The 21,602-nt window shown below is 57.7% G+C and carries 17 protein-coding genes and 1 pseudogene; 4 read left to right on the top strand and 14 right to left on the bottom strand.

The features are described from left to right. Positions 1–118: 118 nt before the first annotated feature. The 5 genes from upp to AAAU26_RS10270 form a co-directional block, all read right to left on the bottom strand. Complete coding sequence (gene upp, locus AAAU26_RS10250) at positions 119–745, bottom strand: uracil phosphoribosyltransferase (protein ID WP_158395123.1); 627 nt, start codon at positions 743–745, stop codon at positions 119–121. Between the two features lie 45 nt (positions 746–790). Then, positions 791–1,237, bottom strand: a complete 447-nt coding sequence (gene rpiB / locus AAAU26_RS10255) for a ribose 5-phosphate isomerase B (protein ID WP_158395124.1) — start codon at positions 1,235–1,237, stop codon at positions 791–793. Beyond that, on the bottom strand, positions 1,234–1,980 hold the full coding sequence (tsaB, locus tag AAAU26_RS10260) for a tRNA (adenosine(37)-N6)-threonylcarbamoyltransferase complex dimerization subunit type 1 TsaB (RefSeq protein ID WP_227618842.1): 747 nt from the start codon (positions 1,978–1,980) through the stop codon (positions 1,234–1,236). The genes rpiB and tsaB overlap by 4 nt, the downstream gene beginning before the upstream one ends. Beyond that, complete coding sequence (gene tsaE, locus AAAU26_RS10265; RefSeq protein WP_227618844.1) at positions 1,977–2,402, bottom strand: tRNA (adenosine(37)-N6)-threonylcarbamoyltransferase complex ATPase subunit type 1 TsaE; 426 nt, start codon at positions 2,400–2,402, stop codon at positions 1,977–1,979. Before tsaE ends, tsaB begins: the two co-directional genes overlap by 4 nt. A gap of 105 nt (positions 2,403–2,507) precedes the next feature. Then, on the bottom strand, positions 2,508–3,833 hold the full coding sequence (locus AAAU26_RS10270) for a C25 family cysteine peptidase (protein WP_227618845.1): 1,326 nt from the start codon (positions 3,831–3,833) through the stop codon (positions 2,508–2,510). A 277-nt stretch (positions 3,834–4,110) separates the two neighbouring features. Between AAAU26_RS10270 and AAAU26_RS10275 the strand changes: the two genes are divergently transcribed. After that, positions 4,111–5,328: an FtsW/RodA/SpoVE family cell cycle protein gene (locus AAAU26_RS10275; protein WP_227618846.1), complete on the top strand. Its 1,218-nt coding sequence runs from the start codon at positions 4,111–4,113 to the stop codon at positions 5,326–5,328. Positions 5,329–5,470: 142 nt separating this feature from the next. Continuing rightward, positions 5,471–6,670: a carcinine hydrolase/isopenicillin-N N-acyltransferase family protein gene (locus AAAU26_RS10280; protein WP_227618847.1), complete on the top strand. Its 1,200-nt coding sequence runs from the start codon at positions 5,471–5,473 to the stop codon at positions 6,668–6,670. 141 nt (positions 6,671–6,811) lie between these two features. Here the strand turns inward: AAAU26_RS10280 and ilvD are convergent, their stop codons facing one another. The 4 genes from ilvD to ilvB all read right to left on the bottom strand — a co-directional run bounded on the left by ilvD (position 6,812) and on the right by ilvB (position 12,041). Beyond that, positions 6,812–8,470, bottom strand: a complete 1,659-nt coding sequence (gene ilvD, locus AAAU26_RS10285; protein WP_227618848.1) for a dihydroxy-acid dehydratase — start codon at positions 8,468–8,470, stop codon at positions 6,812–6,814. A gap of 213 nt (positions 8,471–8,683) precedes the next feature. Beyond that, a complete protein-coding gene (gene ilvC, locus AAAU26_RS10290; RefSeq protein ID WP_158389185.1) occupies positions 8,684–9,703 on the bottom strand; it encodes a ketol-acid reductoisomerase in 1,020 nt (339 codons plus the stop codon). Positions 9,704–9,797: 94 nt separating this feature from the next. Continuing rightward, complete coding sequence (gene ilvN, locus AAAU26_RS10295; RefSeq protein ID WP_227618849.1) at positions 9,798–10,361, bottom strand: acetolactate synthase small subunit; 564 nt, start codon at positions 10,359–10,361, stop codon at positions 9,798–9,800. A gap of 15 nt (positions 10,362–10,376) precedes the next feature. Then, the gene (gene ilvB / locus AAAU26_RS10300; RefSeq protein WP_217210460.1) at positions 10,377–12,041 is read right to left on the bottom strand and encodes a biosynthetic-type acetolactate synthase large subunit; all 1,665 of its coding nucleotides are present in this window, start codon (positions 12,039–12,041) and stop codon (positions 10,377–10,379) included. A gap of 723 nt (positions 12,042–12,764) precedes the next feature. Between ilvB and AAAU26_RS10305 the strand changes: the two genes are divergently transcribed. Next, positions 12,765–13,970: an ATP-binding protein gene (locus AAAU26_RS10305; protein WP_227618850.1), complete on the top strand. Its 1,206-nt coding sequence runs from the start codon at positions 12,765–12,767 to the stop codon at positions 13,968–13,970. Positions 13,971–13,984: 14 nt separating this feature from the next. On the opposite strand, the gene AAAU26_RS10310 is transcribed toward AAAU26_RS10305, so the two are convergent. The 4 genes and pseudogenes from AAAU26_RS10310 to AAAU26_RS10325 form a co-directional block, all read right to left on the bottom strand. Beyond that, on the bottom strand, positions 13,985–14,683 hold the full coding sequence (locus AAAU26_RS10310) for a DUF8743 domain-containing protein (protein ID WP_227618851.1): 699 nt from the start codon (positions 14,681–14,683) through the stop codon (positions 13,985–13,987). Positions 14,684–14,924: 241 nt separating this feature from the next. After that, complete coding sequence (locus tag AAAU26_RS10315) at positions 14,925–15,380, bottom strand: hypothetical protein (protein ID WP_227618852.1); 456 nt, start codon at positions 15,378–15,380, stop codon at positions 14,925–14,927. A 6-nt stretch (positions 15,381–15,386) separates the two neighbouring features. Beyond that, the gene (locus AAAU26_RS10320) at positions 15,387–16,259 is read right to left on the bottom strand and encodes a DUF3990 domain-containing protein (RefSeq protein WP_227618853.1); all 873 of its coding nucleotides are present in this window, start codon (positions 16,257–16,259) and stop codon (positions 15,387–15,389) included. A gap of 118 nt (positions 16,260–16,377) precedes the next feature. Continuing rightward, positions 16,378–18,306 (bottom strand): annotated as a pseudogene (locus AAAU26_RS10325) (DEAD/DEAH box helicase). 244 nt (positions 18,307–18,550) lie between these two features. Between AAAU26_RS10325 and AAAU26_RS10330 the strand changes: the two are divergent. Continuing rightward, positions 18,551–19,735 carry a hypothetical protein gene (locus tag AAAU26_RS10330; protein ID WP_227618854.1) on the top strand — a complete coding sequence of 395 codons (1,185 nt, stop codon included), beginning with the start codon at positions 18,551–18,553 and terminating at the stop codon, positions 19,733–19,735. A gap of 429 nt (positions 19,736–20,164) precedes the next feature. On the opposite strand, the gene AAAU26_RS10335 is transcribed toward AAAU26_RS10330, so the two are convergent. After that, positions 20,165–21,601 carry a TM1812 family CRISPR-associated protein gene (locus tag AAAU26_RS10335; RefSeq protein WP_227618855.1) on the bottom strand — a complete coding sequence of 479 codons (1,437 nt, stop codon included), beginning with the start codon at positions 21,599–21,601 and terminating at the stop codon, positions 20,165–20,167. Position 21,602 lies beyond the last annotated feature (1 nt).

Consider the following 21,602-nt stretch of genomic DNA (forward strand, 5'->3'; position numbering starts at 1 on the left):
ACGCAGTTTTCTAAAAAAGTCAAGCGCCTCGCAGAAAATTTACAATGCTGTAAATTTTACTGTACCACGCAAAAAGTGCTCTGCCGGCCGGCAGAGCACCTTTCCGTTATACAGAGATTTACTTGGTGCCGTAGATACGGTCGCCTGCGTCGCCCAGGCCGGGGACGATGTAGCCGTTCTCGTTCAGGTGGTCGTCCTGTGCGCCGAGGTAGATGTCCACATCGGGGTGTGCCTCGTGCAGGGCCTTGATGCCTTCCGGAGCAGCGATGAGGCCGATGAACTTGATGTGCTTTGCGCCGTGCTTCTTGATCTGGGTGATGGCGTCGATGGCGCTGCCGCCGGTAGCCAGCATCGGGTCAAGCACCAGAACGTCGCGCTCAGCGATGTCCTTCGGCAGCTTGCAGAAATACTCCACGGGCTGCAGGGTCTCCTCGTCGCGGTACAGGCCGATGAAGCCGACCTTAGCGGCGGGCAGCAGGGTCAGCATACCATCCAGCATACCCATGCCGGCGCGGAGGATCGGCACCAGCGCCAGCTTGCGGCCTGCCAGCACCTTGGTCTTTGCCATGGTGATGGGAGTCTCGATCTCCACCTCTTCCAGAGGCAGGTCACGGGTAGCCTCATAGCACAGCAGAGTGGCGATCTCGCCCACGAGGTCACGGAACTCCTTGGTGCCGGTCTGCTTGTTGCGCAGAATGCTCAGTTTGTGCTGCAGCAGCGGATGCTCAACGATCATAGGGGTCATAATACACTCTCCTTATATTGTGAATAGATATTGGAATCCTAAGGTTTACCGATTCTCGATCTCCATCAGCTTTGCGATGCGCTTCTCGTGGCGGCCGCCCTCAAACTCGGTGTTGAGGAAGATGTCCACCAGCTGGCAGGCGAGGCCGGGGCCGACGACGCGGCCACCCATGCACAGGGCGTTGGCGTCGTTGTGGCGGCGGGTATACTCGCAGCTGAAGCTGTCAGAGCAGCAGCAGGCACGGATGCCCTTGACCTTGTTTGCGGCCATGCTGATGCCCACACCGGTGCCGCAGAACAGCAGTGCCTTGCTGCACTGGCCGCTCACCACGGCGTCGCAGGCAGGCAGAGCCATGTCAGGGTAGTCCACGCTGGCGGTGCTGTGGGTGCCGAAGTCGATGTACTCCAACCCCAGCTCGTCCAGATGAGCCTTAACGGCCTCTTTCAGTTCAAATCCGCCGTGGTCGGCGGCAAGTGCGATGGGTTTCGTCATTGGTGTTGATCCTTTCCCTTTGCAGTATCTTCCGGTATTTCGGTACGGGCAGCTTCTGCGGCCAGACGCTCGGCCCGCTCTCGCTCGGCCTGGCTCAGCCGGTGATAATCCGGCAGCAGAGCCTCGGGCAGAACGGCTTCGCCCCGCTGGGCCATCTGCCCTGCCACATAGGCCACCGCAGCGGCACGGCCATTGCGGAGAGCTGGCGGTACACAGAGCACGCCCGGGACATTGTCATATTTATTATAGCACAGAGCCGCGCCATCACCAACAAAAAACAGAGGCTTTTTGCAATTTTCTACAAACTCGGCCAGGTCGGCCACGGCACGGGCATCGTCGTCCATCAGACGCTCGTGGGTCTCAAGGTCGAAAGCCGCGCTGTACACCTGCGCACGGCGGGCATCCAGCGCGCAGAGCACGGTACCGCAGCCGGTGTGGGCCGCCGCCAGCGCTTCCAGCGTGGACACCGGGGCGCAGAGCGTCTCCCGGGGGAAGGCCAGACCCTTCACCGCCGCCAGCCCGATGCGCAGGCCGGTAAAGCTGCCGGGACCGGCATTGACGCCGTAGAGGTCGATGTCCTTGCAGCCCATGCCGCAGAGTTTGAGACAGTTGTCGATGAGGGGCATCAGGGTCTCGCTGTGGGTCATGCCCGCATCGAGATAGCACTCGTAGAGCAGGCGGTCATCCTGCAGAAGGGCCACGCCCACGGTCTTGCCCGCCGTATCCACGGCTAAGATGTTCATACTTCCACCCCCTCGATGGTGATGCGGCGGGTGGTGTCGTCCACCCGCTCGATGTTGATGTGGATGGGGTCTTCCAGCTCCAGCAGGTCAGCGAAGTTCTCGCTCCACTCTGCCGCCACCACAGCGCCCTCATCCAGATAGTCGTAGAACCCTGCCGCGCACAAATCGTTCTCCGTGGAGATGCGGTACAAATCAAAGTGCGCGAAAGGCCGCGGCCCGCGGTAATAGTTCACGATGGCGAACGTCGGGCTGCTGACCGGGTCAGTGCAGCCGAGGCCCCTGGCAATGCCCTCGCAGAAGGCCGTCTTGCCCGCGCCAAGCCCGCCGGTAAAGGCGATGAGCGCCCCGGGCGCAAGATGCTGCGCCACCTGCGCCCCCAGCGCCACCGTCTCCTCACGGGAGTGGGTGATAAATTCAGACATGGGTATCCCACCTCATATGCGTTTCTATAAAAAAGGGACGGCAGAGTCCTGCCGTCCTGTTCTGCCGTCCCTTAGTATAAACTATTTCCGTCAAAAGTGCAACGCTCAGGCCGCGCTTTCAAGCACATCGGCCAGCATATCTTCCGCGGCCTCCGCGCGTTCCTCGAGCGAGAAGTTTTCCGGCACATTCAGCCGGGCGTTCTCGTCACCGTAGAGCACCAGATACGCTGCGGCGGCGTGGGGGCGGCGTCCGCCCTGCTCCGTATACCAGATGATGTCGTTCTCGCCGTAGGTATCCTTCGCGTGGGCCAGCGCCCTGCCGATGGTCTGTCCCATCGCAAGATGGTTGACGGTATCCCAAAGCATACTGCGGGAGTAGACCGTGTAGACGTTGTTCACATAGCCCAGCACAGTCCGTGCGCCGCCCGCCAGCAGCGCTTCGGCCATCGACTCATCCACGCTGTTCGTGACGCCCAGGAACTCACAGGTCTCGGAGTAGATGATGGTATTGCTGAGCTGGCCCGAGCGGTACGCATTGCGGAAGAAATCCGCTGTGACACAGTAAAGGCCGTTGAGCTTGATGATGCGGTGAGCCAGCAGGTCAAAGCCGTAGATGATGTCTTTATACAGCGTGGACGCTTCTGTCAGCAGGATGATGGGCTCGGTCCGGGTGTGCTTCCGGAAAGTACCGTAGCTGTAAGTATAGTAGGCACCGTGGGCGCTCAGGATGCACAAATCATATTTGTTCATCCGGCGCAGGTCCGACAGGGTCACCCGGGTGTTCATCGTCGTGCGCAGGCCCATGCCTTCCCAGAAGCCCTGCATATAAGAATAATACGGAAAGCGGGAGCTGTTCACCGTATTATCGAAGGCATAATAAATAGCGGCACGGCCGATCGTCTCAGGCAGAGCGTTCTCCCGGTACCGCCGGGCCTCCGCAGCCTGCCGGACATCGTCGGTCAGGGGCATCTCGGCGGTGCGGGGAGTGCATTGAGCAATGTTCCTCGGGGCGCGCAGGCCGTTGTCTCCGGCGTCAAAGGTCATCTCGTCCAGCTCGTCGGGCAGAGTGAGCAGGATGCCGCCCAGCACGCCGCAGCGGTAGGTAAAGCTGACTATCCCGTTTTCCTCGTCGGTGCGGATGGAGTCCCGGCGCACCAGCCCCTTCCGGGCCAGTTCATCCAGCTCCGCAAGGGCCGAGGTGAGCCTTTCTTCCCGGGACATCTGCTCGTATTCGTCGCTGCCGGTCAGGGCCGTCACAGCGGCGTCTGCCTGCTGCATCTCGGCGGCATCGTCCGTGGTGAGGGTGGGCTTTGCCGTATCCTGCACCTCGCCCGCTCCGTCTGCCGCCCATGCGGCGGGAGCCAGCACAGCCGTCAGCACCAGTGCCAGTGCGCAGACCGCGCACAAAATTCGATGGCGTTGTTCCTTCATGTAAAAACTGTTCCTCCAAGAACGCCGGGGACCGGCCATTTACCGCCCCGGTACGTTTCATTTTAGAGGGCATATCGGCCTTTGTCAAGCGTTCTGCGCCGATTTTGCAAAGCTGTCACAACCGTCCATCTTGCGCGCCTCTCTCCCCTGCTGTATAATAAGGTATATTGGGGGATCATGCCCGGCTGTGAGGCGGGGTTTCGAGGAAGCTGTTTTCGTAAGCGGAGTGCAATGCTTAGAAAACGGCTTCCCAAGGATACAGAAAGGTGGTGCTTTTTTGGAAAGCATTCAGCGATATTGGAAACGGACAGACAAGATGTACCTGCTGCTCTGCCTGTTCAGCAGCGCGATGGCGGTACTGGCGCTGTCGTCATGGGCGGCGAAGCAGGGCAGCGGCTTTGCCGTGGATGAGCTCACCGGCCAGCTCACCGGCATCGGCGACTACCGCCGGGCCGTGGTGCAGGCGGGCGCAGCGGCCATCGGCATCCTGGTGGCCATCCTTCTGTCCAACATCGACTACCGCAGCCTCGTCAATGTCTGGCCTGTCCATGTGGTGCTCACATGGGGCCTCGTGCTGCCCACGCTGGTCATCCGCAATGTGACCATCGGCCCGCTGACCATCGGCTACAACGCGGGCGACACCGACAACTATTCCTGGTACAAACTGGGCGGCTTCACCTTCCAGCCTACCGAGCTGGCAAAGATAAGCTTCATCCTCACCTTCGCCATGCATCTGAACAATGTCCGCAGCCGCCTCAACGAGCCGAAAGAGCTGGGCAAGCTGCTGCTCCATCTCTTCGTGCCGATCGGCATCATCCACATCCAGGGTGATGACGGTACGGCCATCATCTACGGCATCATCGGCTGCTGTATGCTCTTTGCCGCCGGGCTGAGCTGGAAGTATATCATCGGGGCCTTCGCTGCCCTCGCAGCGGCGGCAGCGGCGGCCTTCGCCTTCTTCAGCGACAAGATCGGCAAGGGCTACCAGTGGTACCGCATCCTTGCGGTCATCGACCCCAACAACGAGACGGGCTGGGCGCCCAGCGAGACGGTCTGGAAGAACATCATCTACCAGCAGCAGCGGGGCGAGATCGCCATCGGCTCGGGCGGCATCTTCGGCAACGGCTTCTTCGGCGGCCGCTACTACAGCGTCCCCAACGCCCACAATGACTTCATCTTCAGCTGGATCGGCAACGCGGCGGGCTTCGTGGGCTGCTGCGTGGTGCTGGGCGTGCTGCTGGCCATCATCATCAAGACCTTCGCCACCGGAGCGTGCAGCGAGGATATGCTGGGCTCCTTCATCTGCGCCGGCATCGGCGGCGCGTTCATGGCCCAGATATTCGTCAATGTCGGCATGAACCTCCGCCTCCTGCCGGTCATCGGCGTCACCCTGCCCTTCTACTCGGCAGGCGGCAGCTCGGTGCTCATGCTGTATATCTGCGTGGGGCTGGTGCTGTCGGTGTATATGCACAATACGAAAAAACTGTTTGGTTAAGTCTCTCTCAGAACAGGCGCTGTCGTTCAGCGCCTGTTTTTATTTTCCGGCCAAATCTCCAAAAGTCTTGTAACACGACAGAAGTCGTGATAGAATATTCAAGTATTTTATCTATATTCTTTTGACTTTTTCAGGAGGTCCCATGAAGCATCATTCTCTCTCCAAAGTCCTCAAGCGCCTTGCCTGCGTGCTGGCGGCGCTGGTCATCGCGCTGGCCGTTGCCGTGTTCGCCCTCTGGCACAACGAGCTGGCCACCCTCTCGTCCCTCAAAAAGCTCTCCGACCGCGACGAAGCCCACCGCGACGGTGCAGTTTACCAGCTCAACGTCTCGGGCGGCTACTATTTCGACGATTTCCTGGCCCAGGGCGGCGCATCCACTGACCCTGAGCTCATCTCCTTCATCACCCAGAGCATCACCAAGGGCATCATCCCCATGAACATCAAGACCAGCACCATCGCCTGCTCGGCCTTTACCGCAGACACCCAGAGCGGCGACCGGGTCTTTGGCCGCAACTACGACTTCTCGGCCACCAACACCGCCATCGTCTACACGAACCCCGGTAAGGGTCGTCACGCCTCCTACTCCACCATCGACCTGAGCTTCCTCGGCCTCGACAAGGACAAGGACGTAGAGAGCCTCGGCCAGAAGATCCTGACCCTCGCGGCCCCCTATGTGCCGCTGGACGGCGTCAACGACGCCGGTGTGGCCTGCGGCATCTTCATGTCCTATCAGGGCGAGGGCAAAGGCACCCCCACCGACACCCAGACCGACAAGCCCGACCTCACCTCCACCACCCTGCTCCGGCTCATCCTCGACTACGCCGACTCGGTGGAGGACGCTGTGGCGCTGGCTGAGCAGTACGACCTTCACGACTCGGCAAGCAGCTGCTTCCACTACATGGTGGCCGACTCCACCGGCCGCAGCGCTGTCCTCGAGTGGGTGGGTGCTGATGCCGACCACGACGCCGACGGCTCTCAGCGTCAGCTGAACGTCCTCTGGAACGACACCGACGCCCTCTCCGATTCCTCCGACTGGCAGGTGGTGACCAACTTTATCAAGGCGCCCGGCTACTACGACGGCACTGCCGTCGAGATGAAGGGCCTCGACCGCTACGAGCACCTTGCGGCTGCCCTGCGCCAGACCAACGGCGTCGTAGCTGACAAGAGCGCTGCCATGGACCTGCTGGCCTCGGTGGGCCGCCGCACCTGGAACAACGACGACTCCAACACCAACACCATCCACAGCGTGGTCTACGATTTGACCGATCGGTCTGTTCTCTGGGTAGGCAATGAGCACTACGGCGAGGATGGGTATACATTTGAGTTTCAGCTTGGGGCGTAAAATGTAATTTTCTTGCGGTAAGCTTGACTTTTTTGAATTTCGCATATACTGAAAGCGGAAATGCAAAGATTCCATTTGGACTCACCAAAAAGAACAGGAGCTGCGTCCCGAAAGGATGCAGCTCCTGTTCTTTATATTATCTTACTTCAACACTGCGCCGAGGTTTGCGCTGGTGACCAAACGGGCGTAGCGGCTCAGCCAGCCGGTCTTGATGTTGGGCTCGGGAGCGACATACTTTGCCTTGCGCTCCGCCAGCACCTCATCCGAAACTTCCAGCGTGATGCTGGCGTTGGGGATGTCGATGTGGATGGTATCGCCTTCCTCAACAAGGCCAATGGGGCCGCCGGAAGCAGCCTCCGGGCTGACGTGGCCAATGGCAGCGCCGCGGGAAGCGCCGGAGAAGCGGCCATCGGTGATGAGGGCCACGGTCTTGTCCAGCTTCATGCCGGCCAGAGCGGAGGTGGGGTTGAGCATCTCACGCATACCGGGGCCGCCCTTGGGGCCTTCGTAGCGGATGACCACCACGTCGCCCGGGACGATCTTGCCCGCATAGATGGCGGCGATGGCCGTTTCCTCGCTGTTGAAGACGCGGGCCGGGCCGGAGTGCTCCTGCATCTCGGGGGCCACGGCGCTGCGCTTGACGACGCAGCCATCGGGGGCGATGTTGCCCCACAAGATCTGCAGGCCGCCGGTCTGAGAGTACGGGTTGTCGATGGGACGGATGGCCTTGTCGTTCAGGATGTGAGCGCCCTTGATGTTTTCGCCGAGGGTCTTGCCGGTGACGGTGGGGACATCGAGGTCCAGCAGCCCCTTCTTGGCCAGCTCTGCCTGCACGGCGGGGATGCCGCCGGCGGCGTAGAGGTCAGGCATATGGGTGGGGCCTGCAGGGGCCAGATGGCAGAGGTTCGGGGTCTTGGCGCTTATCTCATTGAAAAGCTTCAGGTCGATCGGCACACCAGCCTCGTAGGCAATGGCCAGCAGGTGCAGAACGGTATTGGTGGAGCAGCCCAGCGCCATATCGCAGGTCAGCGCATTGCGGATGGAGCGCTCGTTGATGATCTGGCGGGCGGTGATACCCTTCTTCACCATATCCATGACGGCCATACCGGCGTGCTTTGCCAGCAGCAGGCGCTTGGAGTAGACGGCGGGGATGGTGCCGTTGCCGGGCAGTGCGATGCCGATGGCCTCGCACAGGCAGTTCATGCTGTTGGCGGTGTACATACCGGAGCAGCTGCCGCAGCTGGGGCAGCAGTTGCAGGTGCAGTCTTCCAGCTGCTCGTCGGTGATCATACCGGCCTTATAAGCGCCCACGGCCTCGAACATCTTGGAAAGGCTGACTTCCTCGCCGCCGTAGGTGCCGGCCAGCATGGGGCCGCCGGAGCAGACCACGGCAGGCACATCCATGCGGACAGCAGCCATGACCATGCCGGGAACGATCTTATCGCAGTTAGGCACCAGCACCAGACCGTCCAGCTGATGAGCCATCAGCATGGTCTCCACGCTGTCGCAGATGAGCTCGCGGGAAGCGAGGCTATACTTCATGCCCACATGGCCCATGGCGATGCCGTCGCAGACGCCGATGGCCGGGATGAGGATGGGGGTGCCGCCTGCCATCTGGACGCCTGCCTTGACGGCGTCGGCGATCTTATCCAGATTCATATGGCCGGGGACGATCTCACTGTAGGCACTCACCACACCGATGAGGGGGCGGTCCAGCTCTTCCGGGGTGTAGCCCAGGGCGTAAAACAGGCTTCGGTTGGGCGCGCGCTCCGAGCCTTTGGTCACGTTGTCACTTCTCATTTTATCCTCCTGATTCAAAAAAGCGCCGGAACCAGCAGTTTTTCTGCTAAAACCGACGCTCTGGGATTCAACCTCTCAGTCTGCTTCGCAGACAGCTCCCCTACCGAGGGGAGCCTCTGGCGAAGAGACGAGGCTTTACGATATGCCAAGGCCTCCCCTCGTTAGGGGAGGTGGCAGCGCGTCAGCGCTGACGGAGAGGTTTTTCTGATTTTCTTACTTCTTCAGCCAGCTCATCATGCCGCGCAGCTCTGCGCCCACCTTCTCGATGGGGTGCTCGGCCTCCATGCGGCGCTGAGCGAGGAAGTGGACCTTGCGGCCACCGTTGGGGCTCATCTCGGTCAGGAACTCGGAAGCGAAGGTGCCGTCCTGGATCTCGGTCAGGACCTTCTTCATCTCCTTGCGGGTCTCAGCGGTGATGAGGCGCTTGCCGGTGCGGTAGTCGCCGTACTCAGCGGTGTTGGAGATGGAGTAACGCATCTTGGAGAAGCCGCCCTCGTTGATGAGGTCAACGATGAGCTTCATCTCGTGGCAAGTCTCGAAGTAGGCCATCTCGGGCTCGTAGCCAGCCTCGACCAGAGTGTCGAAACCAGCGTGGATGAGCTCGCAGACGCCGCCGCACAGGACAGCCTGCTCGCCGAACAGGTCGGTCTCGGTCTCCTCCTTGAAGGTGGTCTCGAGGATGCCGGCGCGGCCGGCACCGATGCCGGAAGCGTATGCCAGAGCGATGTCCTTAGCCTTGCCGGTGAAGTCCTGCTCGACACAGATCAGAGAGGGGCAGCCCTCGCCCTCGGTGTACAGGCGGCGGACGATGTGGCCGGGACCCTTGGGAGCGATCATGATAACGTCAACATTCTTGGGAGCGGTGATGGTCTTGAAGTGGATGTTGAAGCCGTGTGCGAAAGCCAGAGCCTTGCCCTCGGTCATGTAGGGAGCGACCTGCTTGTTGTAGATGTCAGCGCACAGCTCATCGGGGACCAGCATCATGACGACGTCGCCGGCCTTGGCAGCCTCCTCGACCTCCATGACCTTGAAGTTGGGATGAGTTGCAGCGAACTCAGAGGCCTTTTCCCAGTGAGCAGAACCCTTGCGCAGGCCGACGACGACATTGACGCCGCTCTCGGCGAGGTTCTCGGAATGTGCGTGGCCCTGGCTGCCGAAGCCGATGACAGCGACGGTCTTGCCGTCCAGCACGCCGAGGTTGCAGTCGGAATCGTAGTATTTCTTGATCGCCATGGTAGTTGTTCTCCTTTTGTTTTTTACTTATTTCAGTATAGAATGAATGATAAGCATCGTATATTTTTCGCTCACTGGGGAGCGGAAAAGTAAATTAGTGGCATCTCGTGCCGGGCAGCGGGAACTGTGCCTCTCTTACCTCCTGCGCGGGCTTCTGCATATGCTGATGCATCCCGCCGCGCTCGAGGGCGGTGACGCCGGTGCGGCACTGCTCCAAGATCTGATAGTCTGACATGAGCTTCAAGAAGGCGTCGATCTTTTCGGGACGGCCCGTCAGCTCAAAGACCATGCTGTCGGGCGACAGGTCGATGATCTTTGCCTTGTAGATACCGGCGATCTCCCGCAGCTCTGCGCGGTTGGTGACATTTGCCATCACCTTGAGCAGGAGCAGCTCCCGCTCGAGAGCGGTGGACTCGTTGAGTACGAAGACCTGACGGGTGACTTCCAGACGCTCGGTCTGGAGGATGAGCTGCTGGAGCTCCTTTTCGGTACCCGAGACGGAAACGGTGATGCGGCTGACCGTGGGGTCGTTGGTGGCCGAAACGGTCAGGCTGTCGATATTGAAGCCTCTGCGGCAGAACAGGTTGGACACCCGGGCCAGAACGCCGCTCTGGTTGTCCACCAGCAGGCTGATGACCCTGCGCTGATTGGATTCCATGTCGCTGTGTCCTCCTTATTTCATGATGATGTCGTTGATGTCTCCGCCGCCGGGAATCATGGGCAGGACCTTTTCGTCCTTGTCAATCATGCATTCGATCCAGGTGGGGCCTTTCTGCTTCAGAGCGTCGGCGAATGCCTCCTGGAACTGGGCCAAGTTCTCGCAGTGGTAGCCTTTGAGGCCGAAGCCCTCGGCCAGCTTGACGAAGTTGGTCTTGCGGTGGGGGTCGGTCTGGGAGAAGCGCTTGCCATAGAAAGCGGTCTGCCACTGGCGCACCATGCCAAGCACCTGATTGTTGAAGATGACCGTGATGATGGGCAGCTCGTAGCTGACAGCAGTGCAGGCTTCGTTGAGGTTCATGTGGAAGGAGCCGTCGCCGGTGAACATGACCACCCGCTGGTCGCGGCCCAGCGCCATCTGTGCGCCGATGGCTGCGCCGTAGCCGAAGCCCATGGTGCCGAGGCCGCCGCTGGTGATGAAGCCGCGGCTCTTGGTGTGGCGGATGTACTGTGCCGCCCACATCTGGTGCTGGCCCACATCGGTGACGTAGACCGCCTCGGGGCCGCACTGGTTGCAGACCTCGCCGATGACCTGATGGGGCATCAGGCGGGAGGCGTCGGATACCGGGTGGTAATCCTGTGCCTGCCACTCGTGGATCATCTTTATCCAGTCGGGATGCTTCTTGTCCTCGATCATCGGGAGCATGGCGTTCAGCACATAGGCGGCGTCACCCACGATGGCAAGGTCAACATCCACGTTCTTGCCCAGCTCACTGGCGTCGATGTCGATCTGGATGATGGTCGCATTCTTGGCGAAGGTCTTGGGGTTCAGGGCCACGCGGTCGGAGAAGCGGGCGCCCACCGCGATAAGGACATCGCAGTCGGCCACCGCCCGGTTCGAGGTGTAGCAGCCGTGCATACCCACCATGCCGATGTTCATCGGGTCGCCGTAAGGCACGACGCCTGCGGCCATCAGGGTATAGGTGGCCGGGATCTCAGCCTTTTTCAGAAGGTCACGCAGGGGCTGGCAGCTGGCCGCCGAGCGGACGCCGCCGCCGAAGTAGACCAGCGGGCGCTGTGCGCCGTTGATGATCTCTGCCGCCCACTTGACCTGCTCTTCGTTGAAGGTGGTCACGGTGCGGATGGGCTCCGGCTTTTTCGGGGTGAACTCACACACCGCAGCGGTGACATCCTTCGGGATGTCCACCAGCACCGGGCCTTTGCGGCCGCTCTGGGCGATGCGGAAAGCCGCACGCATGGTGTCGGCCAGGTCTTCGACCCGGCGCACCGTGAAGTTGTGCTTGGTGATGGGCATCGTGATACCCTCGATGTAGGCTTCCTGGAAGCCGTCCTTGCCCAGGCCCTCCGTGGTCACATTGCCGGTGAAAGCCACCATCGGCACAGAGTCCATATAGGCGGTGGCGATGCCGGTGACGAGGTTCGTTGCGCCCGGGCCGCTGGTGGCCAGCACCACGCCGGTGCGGCCCGTTGCACGGGCGTAGCCGTCCGCCGCGTGGGATGCGCCCTGCTCGTGGGCGGTCAGCACATGGGTGATGCGGTCGGCGTTTTTGTACAGCTCGTCGTAGAGATTCAGCACTGCGCCGCCGGGATAGCCGAAGAGGGTGTCCACCCCCTGCTCACAGAGCACCTCCACAAAGATTTGAGAACCGTTCAACTGCATGGTGAGTTTCTCCTGTTTCCGTTTCCATTTTCCACTTTATACACTTTTTCCCAAACACTCTCAGGGGCAGTACCTGATAAACAAAAGGTCTCTGTCCCCTTATCCAAGAGACAAAGACCTGGAATCAATCCAAAACTCTCTGCGGTACCACTCTCGTTGACGCTTTCCGCGCCCTCTCACGGGCTTCCAACAAAGCCCTGCGCTCTAACGGCCGCCACCGGCTCTGCTTAGCAGACGTCCCATATATCGTCCTTCAGCAGGCTGCTTCGGGAGGATTCCGCGCCGGGCCGCCTGCTGCCTTGCATCGTCCGGCAGCTCTCTGAAAAGCGGGTATCCTGCGTTACTTTTTCCCATCTGTGCATTTGTTGGGTCAATTATACTATAAATCGGGCCGTTGTCAATCGACGATTTGTAACGTGAATCATGGCAAACATGAAGATAATTAAACACCATCTTGCGCAGGGCCTTACATCGCTGTATAATTCTGAGTAACCGACTTTACTTAAAGCATAGCCTCTCCCTTTGGGAGAAGTGTCATCGCTTGCGATGACGGAGAGGGCAAGGCCGCTGGCAAAGCCACACAAGCTCAGCGAGCGTATCACTCTGACAAAGAGCCTGCCTATCGCTGTGCGGTGGGCTTTATCGCACAGTGCTTGCCCTCTCAGGCGCTCCCGCGCCAGCTCTCCCAAAGGGAGAGCCAATTATATAATAGAAAGGAATATTATGAAACTTACAGAATGGAACGCCCGGCTCCACGGGCTGGTCATCTTCCGCGCCCTGCTGGACGATGACGTCATTGCAAAATTTGTTGACCTCACCGACCGGATGGCCGCTGCCCCCCAGAGCACGGGAGCCGTGTGCGACGCTGCCGCTTCTTTCGAAGCAGCCCTCTTCGAGCACACCACCAATTTCGGCGAATACCTTTCCGCTGCCGTCCTCGAAGCCGAGACGGTCTGTGTCCGGCAGGCGGCTGTCAGCGAAGTGCCGCCCGTTTTGCAGACTGCACTGGACAATGAGCTGGACTTCCTGCGGCAGCTGTGCAGCCTGACGCTGGACGAGCTTCTGGACGCCGCCGGTGCCGCCGACAAGCTGCCTTTCCTGCCCCGGTGGGAGACAAAGGCCATCGACCTCCACGCCGCCTACGCCCAGCGGATGAGCGAGGTGGGCAAAAAGGGCTACGGAATGTTCGCCAAGCACCACGTCTTCACGGTCGAGAACGGCCAGCTGGTGCCGGTGCGCTACCCCGACCCCCAGCGCCTCGACGAGCTGCCGGGCTATGAGCAGGAGCGGGAGAAGGTCATCGCCAACACCCGCGCCCTGCTGGCCGGGATGCCCGCCAACAATGTTCTGCTCTACGGCGACGCCGGTACGGGCAAGTCCAGCACCGTCAAGGCCATCGCCAACGAGTTCGCCGCCGACGGCCTGCGCCTCGTGGAAGTCAAGAAGAACCAGCTCTATCAGATCCCCGATTTGATGGACAAGCTGGCCGCGAACCCACTGAAGTTCATCCTCTTCATCGACGATTTGAGCTTCACGGCCAATGACGACAACTTTGCGGCCCTGAAAGCCATCCTCGAGGGCAGCGTGGGCGGCAGAGCCCGGAACATCGCCGTTTACGCTACCTCCAACCGCCGCCACCTCATCAAGGAGACCCTCTCCGACCGCACCGGCGACGACATCCACGAGGCCGACACCCGTCAGGAGCTGATGAGCCTTTCGGCCCGGTTCGGCCTCACCGTCACCTTCCAGCGGCCTGAGAAAGCCCGGTTCGAGGTCATCCTCACCGAGCTTGCCAAACAGCACGGCATCGAGATGCCCCACGACGAGCTGCTGACCAAGGCCGAAGCCTTCGCCATCCGTGCCGGAGGCCGCAGCCCCCGCGTCGCCAAGCAGTTCATCGAGCAGTGCGCCGCAGGAGTGCAGAAGTAAATAAAAGGAACGATTCAAATCTTCGAGAGTTCCCTCATAGAATCCCTCTGGAGGCATTCTCTTCGGATGCCCCGGACCACAGCACCGGAATCCTGCAAAAAATGCGAGAGTTCATACTGCGCAAAAGCGTGGCCCTTATCCGAGACGAAGATTTTCCCCTCCGCAAAGCTCACGGTGAAACCCCGGAATTCAAATGTAAGGCCGTTGTCCGGTTCATTGATGGTGTCGCCCCAGACGGCCCGCTTCAGGGCCGAACAAAGACGGTATTCTTCCTCCGTGCGGAGCCAGAGTTCCGGCGTCTGGACACTGTGCTCCAGCAGGAACAGGTTGGTAAAATCCCTTACAAAGCCCGTTTCTTTGGCCTCGATGGGCCGGTTCAGCTGCTTCCATTCCCGGATGTCGAAGCGGTAATAAAAGTTTCCTTCCGTCCCTCTCCGGGGGCTGACCTCTGTGATGGCGCTCCGGCGGACGGCGCTGCATTTCGTGACTTCGCCGTAGTACCGGACGCCCGCCTGTGCGCCGAACACATACTGCGACTGGTAAAGGGCCACATAGCGGATAGGAAAATCACTGTCTTGCAGGCGCTCTGCCGGGATGTAATAAAAGCAGTCCTTCCGGCAAATATTCAGCTGCTGCGGGCTGCGCATAGTACCCACCAGTACATCCCGCACGGCCCAGTCCACTGCTTTCAGCTTCGCTTCCAGTTTCTCCATCTCGCCCGCCCCCTGCTGTGCTTTATTTTATTGTACCGTCTTTTCTGCCGGGAGGCAAGATGCAGATAAACAAAAAAATCCGTTGTCATATGACAACGGATTTTTGAGTGGAGAATTAGGGACTTGAGCCCCAGACCCCCTGCGTGTGATGCATGATGACTTTTCGGTTTTTAGAACGATGATTCGTTAAATAGGCTTGATTTGCTACAGATCTGCTACAAACGGCAGTTTTTACCCAGCACTAAATCTGCTGTTCTGGTTTTCTCGATTTTTGTTTTTTAGATTGTTTCTTTTGTTGGTGCAGTTCTTTCAAGTCTTCAATTGCCAGCTCTGGAGCCATGGTGTGGAACATCAGATAGTTTGTGTTCATGGTCTTCGCCGGAGCCTGCGCATAAATCTCCCTGCTGGGTTCGTTGGTCAGAATATGCCAATAACGGTAAAGGTAGCCTGTCCAATACATTACTTCTCTATCATAACGGGCATTGCCCTTTTGCGTCTGAGGGCACTCGTCTGCAAATTCCTCCAGAAGATATTCTTCTCCCGCCCACTGCATCCGGTTGTACTCTGAATCAAGATCACGGGCAACCTTAGAGCGCATGAACCGCTTCATGAAATCCTCGCTGTCATAGCCTGCTTGCAAAGAAAGCTCAAACAAGCGGCCCTGAATATCGCATAGTTTCAATTGAACCAGATCCATAACGATTCACCTTCTCTGCTTTGCACCATCAAGGATTTCATCAAAAAAGCGGCCTTCTCTACGATACTCTTTGCAGATTTGGTTTGCAAATGCAATGCCATTACTACGGTTCTGCTCGCTGGCCTTCTTCAGTGCCTGCCGTTCCATCCAAAGTAATTGGACTTCACGCTCAATCTTGACCGCATCACAGGCTTTCTGCGTAATAGCAACATACTGACGTCCAAGTTTCAGAGCAGACAGACTTTTCACCAATGCCGTATCGGTAATCGTTCCTTCAAAAAAGCTATCCAGAACATAGAACATTCTATCATTTGCAATGCTGCCAATCACCATGTCGTAGCCTTTATCCAGCTCCTGATACTTCTGGAAGAACTTCGTTCCTCGTGCGGCTTCCATTCTACCACGATGATATGCTACCAGCATAGCCCATTCAATATCAGCCGGAACATCCAAAGTTTTTAAGCTATGAAGATCAACCGATAAAATATAAAAAACAGATTGCTCATAGTCACAGATCAGCGTAAGCGGCTGGAGCGGATCAGTTCCCATATAAAATCCAGCTCCGAAGTCACAGCGGTCACGGCTGGCTGGTTTGATTTTCCCCTGAATGCCTGATTTGGAGCCATGGTATAAAATCATTTTATCCGGATGCATAGCAGAGATTTCTGCAGCATCTCCGATAATAGCATCGTGTATAATTTCAGCCAACGTGATATGATTTTCTTCGCAAATCGCAAGCATTTTCTCCTGTGCAAGACGATTCGGCGTAGATTTTTCATTTTCCCAGCGGTTTACGGTCGCAAAGGACACTCCGATTTCATCCGCCAATTTCGACTGGCTCCATTGTAAAGCTGAACGAATCTCAAAGACTGTGTTCATCGGGCACCTCCCGCAAGTATAACATTTGTCATCAATTTTATTGTAGCAAACGTTATATCATACGTCAAGTATTATTTTCATCATGCACGTCACCCGCAGTCAATTATCGGCGCTCACATCATTTTTTGAGCCGCAAATAATATTTTTCAAGGCTCTTATCGCAGACATCCACAATATGCAGCCAATCTTCCCGTGTCAGCTTGCGGAAGATGATGGGATTCACCTCGATGGTCTCCATGTCCTTGCAGCGCATCAGGAATCGCATATCCTCAAAGCGCTTGAAGGGGTTGGAGAGGATGTTCTTCTCCACATCCTTCCGGGTATAACCGCCCTTCTGGTAAATGCTGGTGGATTTCTCTGCGATCATCCCATGTGCCTTGCGGTCCTCATAGAAGTCAATAAAGTAGTCCACCACATCCGGCAGGGCAACTCTGCCGCTGCTGTCCATGTACTCATAGATTGCTTTGAGCAGCACCGGCTTGTAGGAGTAGCTCATGTCCATCGTTTCGATGAACTTCATGAACTTGTCCGCCATATTCTGCGGCGTAATGAGATCCCAGCCATACTGTTTCGCAATGTTGCGGATGCTTTCCTCCCGGAAATAGTGGAACATCCGCTTATCACCAAAGGGAATCGAAAGGTCCGGTTTGACTTTTCCGTCCTTGATGTAACGCTCCACCGTCTCGGACTGCACATCCACCATCCGAACGAACTCGATCTTCGAGATCATATCCTTGACGCTGTTCTGCCAGTTGAAAAGGTCGATGATCTCATAGTCAGACACATCGATCGGCACATCCAGCCACGCCTCCGGCTTTTCCCCCTGAAACAGCATATCCTGATCCAGCTTGCGCTTGTTCTCCGGTGCCAACACATAGGCCATGGGCTGATATTTTGCAATTTCGGCTGCATGGTCTACGCTGGCGCAGAAGATCACGGTCTTTTTGCCGTTGACGTACTTTAGATAGGTGTCAACGATCAACTGATTGCGTTCCGGGATGAACAGCTTGCTTTCCAGATCCTGCGAATTGTATTTGATGCCGTTGATCCGCACATCGGTCAGGTCGATGTTGGTCTTGACCCGGATGCAGCGAATCGGCACCAGTACGCCACGCTCTACAGCAGTTTTGAGATCCATTTTGTGGGCAACGTTCTGGAACAGCTCCATCATATCTTCGCCATCGCTGCGTTCCGGGGTAGCAGTCAGTCCCAGAATGAACTTCGGGTGGAAGTAGGTGAAGATTTTCTGATAAGTGTTGGCTGCCGCATGGTGGCATTCGTCCACGATCAGGTAGTCAAAATCCGTAGGCGAGAACTTTTCCAGATCCTTGGAGATACTCTGCACCGTTGCAAAAATGACCGTCTGGGTCATATCCTTCTGACTTCCGATGTACTCTCCCAAAGTCGCTTCCGGCTAGACCTTAGCAAAGGTTTCTTTTGCCTGCGACGCCAGCTTCAGGGCGTTAACCAGAAATAGTGCGCGTCCGCCCACTGCCTTGGCGTCCGTTGCTGCCGTGATGGTTTTTCCTACGCCGGTCGCATTGTACAGCAGCGCAATGGTCTTGCCGTTCTCTCGCATTTTCTGCAGGTTCTCGGTAGCCTCCTGCTGGTAATCCCGAAGCTCGATGGTCTGCCCCATCTGAACCGGCAGGTCCGCTTCAAACGCCTTGAACATGGGGCTGGTGCCCAGAAACGTAATCAGCTCGTCTTTGACCTTTTCCGGTTGCTTTTCCAACTGGCTGTAGATCCAACGGTATACTTTCCAGTTGTCATAGATCAGGCTGTTCTGTTTCAGGAGGTCATCAGCGTATTTGTTTTCGGACACCTTGCTCGGGTTGTGGTAGGTCTCACCGTCAATCTCGATTGCAATTTTGGATTCAGGTGATTCCAACGCAAAGTCGATATAGCGATGCCGTCCATAGATGTCCACGCAGGGGTACTGGACCTGCAAATTTTCGGTTTTCTCAGGCCCAAAAGCCTCACAGAAGAGCTGTACAAACAGCTCCTCCGCACGGCTGTTGACACTGGTTGCTTTCATTGGCTCCATGATGGCCTCCTAAAACGATATTCCCCATTAAGATTTATAATTTTATTGTATCATACGCAAAAGCTCTGTATAGTTTGTTTCTTTGGCAAGGTTTTCTGTCCTTGTTTCTTAATTCTATACCTTTATAAGAGAACTCATTGATTTTTTATTTGACTGACGTTTCCAAAAAGATAACCATAATTTTTTCTCAAAAGACTTAACTCTACTGCATCCATGGGCTTCTACTAAGCGAAAACACTTACAGTTGGAAGTGAAAGCGGGGTTTTACCATGGAATATACCGCCAGCACCGCGCCAGCCAGCCGGCCGCTGCCACCAAGCACCGCAACGAGCTTCTGGTGGATGCCGAGAGCTTCGCCTACATCTTTGCCAGCCCTAACGGTGAGCACCAGCAGGACCCGCTGGCCAAGGTCAAGACCGCCATGTTGCTGATCCAGAAGGACAGCGAAGCACGCGGCTATGCACCCTTCATCATGCGGCCCTCTCCTCTGTTCACCCACGGGTATTTCCTGCTCAACAGCGCCGATGCCGCCGCAGTCAACCGCATCTGTACCGGTGCTGCCACCCTGCAGGATGAGGCCGCCGGAGTCTATGACGTAGATCTTGCCCGCCTGTGGAGCAGCCGCTGGCAGAACGATTTTTCCTTTCCGCAGTTCAAGTACCTGCTGTACACCCACAGCGACAAGCTGCCGCTGAATGCCCAACTGCACCTGACCCCCGCCATGCAGCTAACGCTGGAGTGGCACGCCAATGCGGATGCCCGTTTTTCCGTTCTGCTGCGCGCCCTGAAGGAGATCTTCTTCGAGGCTGCCCGCAGTGGCCAGTATCTCTACGATCGGGATGCCGCCGCCCGGCTGGCGCAGGCCACAGGCCTGAGCAGCACCCGTGCCACCAGTGCAGTGCGCGTAGTGCTGGCGGCTGTGCAGTCCTGGCAGCAGCATTCGTCCCGCCTGCAGCGCACCCGTGTGCTGCGCCGCGGCACCACGCAGGAAGGCGCAGAGTACAGCGTCGTGGACCCGTTCATCAGCGAGTTTTTCCACTGGCTGGAGCAGAGCTTTGCTGTTCTGCACAGCGGCGAGACCTGCCGCTATCTGCCGGTGAACGATTCTGTGCAGGGCAGCGAGCGTCTGGCCCCGGCTCTGGGCGTTCTGGAAGAGCTGGACCTGCTCCACTTTGCCCTTCTGGGCGGCTCCAACAGCCGCCTGTACCTCTACGTCAACCAGACCCAGACCCTGGAGCTGGCTGACCGCGGGTTCTACCGCAACCACCTGCTGGAGCGCATTGCCCAGCGCCACACCGATGCTGTGCGGCTGATGAGCTGGCTGTTTACCAGCGGCTTTTCCAGCGAGCAGCTTTGGGACCGCATCGAGGAATACTTTCTCGGCCTGCCCATTCAGGGCTTTGACGCCCCTTCTGTCGAATCGAGGTGATCTTTATGCCTTATCTTTTCTGCTCCATCCGCGCTTCTCCGGTGTATAGTTCTTTTCTTTTGACTCAATGTGTGGTATAGTAAAACTACACCCCTCAAGGGGACGGAAAACATCGGTAGTCTGCCCATGCTTCTTGATATCCAATGAGTTCCCCGCAAGGGGACGGAAACAGATGTGTCCATCCCGTTTCAAGTTCTGAAACCGATTGCAATTTATCCCCACAAGGGGACGGAAACCAATCACGGACAGTTTACCGATAGCCTTCATAATATTGCAATTTATCCCCGCAAGGGGACGGAAACTGCGGTAGTTTTTGACCTCGATCTTGTGCGGGATATTGCAATTTATCCCCGCAAGGGGACAAAAAAGCACCTCTGCCACTGGCATTTGCCAGCAGCGGAGGTGCTTTGCTTTTTCTTATATTCTATTTTACAGGTTGGGAACTGCGCCTGCCGGAATCGTCTTTGTGACAGGCAGCGCCTTGACGCCTTGCGGGACGTTCCGCTTCAAGGGGCGGATCTCATGCAGGTAGGCGGCGATCTTTTGCAGGGTCTCTTTAATGTGCTCTGTATCCAGCGGCAGAACGCGCTCGCTCTGTAAGCCTAGGTCGCTGGCGCTGGCGTGATTGATCTGGTTGCGGTACTGCATCACGCGCTGATAGAGCAGGGCAGCCTGCTCCAGCTGCGGGCGGATGGCAGGGTCGATGACCAGCTGCCCAGAGGCAAGCACCATATCCAGATAGTCGTGCATTTCTGCATTATTTGCTACGCCGAACAGCATATTGCCTTCTGCATCGTCCCGGCTTAGGGTCAGGCGCAGGTCTGTTGTATAGGGATATTCCTTCTGCATCAAAGTCAGGCGGCAGAAATGGAAGTGGAACAGCGGGTACACCCACGGCTTGCCCTTGTTCTGCATCTGCGCTGACAGATACTCCCAGCCTTTGGGGGTGGGCTGCACAAAAATATGCTGGCAGACATATTCCGGCATCTGCTCGCACAGCAGGGTCAGCGCCTGCTGGTACATCCCGTGGCCGGCGCACCAGCTCACCAGTGCAGGCAGCGCCTTTTCGCCGGAGGAAAGCAGCTCTGCAAACTCGGTACTGAAACGGTCTTTCAGCAGCCGGAAGAACAGGTCGGTCAGGTTCTGGCTCTTCTTGGGCGTCTTTTTCAGCGCCTGATCGATCTGGTTCAAATCGTCGTTCAATTTCTGCACCCGGCACAGCGCCAGATCTTCCGAGAACTGGTTGATGCGGGTCAGCAGCGTGTGCAGCACCGGGTCTTTTTCGCCCTCGCTCCACAGATAGCGCTTCAGTTTTTGCGCGGTGCCAGTGGAGAAGAACTCGTCCATGGCGGTAACAAAGTCGAACAGATCATACAGCTGGGTGCGGTCGTGCGCGACAGGCTCTTCCCCGCGCAGCTCCGCATAGATCACCCGGCGGGTCTCCACTTTGCGCAGGTCCCGCATACAGCGGGCAGCGGTCACCAGCAGCATGGCAGTGTCCCGCATGCCACCGGAAAGGTCGATGGAAAGGGTGTCCCCTTCGTTGATCTTTTCCAGCAGCTGCGAGATGGCCTGAAACTGCTTTTTCTCGTCATCCATGCTGTCCGGCACTTCGATCACCACCAGCCGTTCTTCCGGGATGCCCACCCTGCGCAACGCATCGCGGAAATATTCCAGCGTGGTGCAGGTGCTGCCGTCCGGCATTTCCACCACAGCTTTTTTGCGCACCGTCTCGCTGCACAGTGCCAGAATGCAGTCCGGGGTCTCCTTTTCCTTTATCAGGTACCGCACCGCGCCCTCGTTGGTCTGGGTCTTGTAGTTCTGGTTTTTCGGGCTCATATATAAAAGTAAAACATCGCGTCCCATC

Origin of the sequence: Faecalibacterium longum, assembly GCF_040094125.1 — a bacterium.
Lineage (GTDB): Bacteria > Bacillota > Clostridia > Oscillospirales > Ruminococcaceae > Faecalibacterium > Faecalibacterium longum.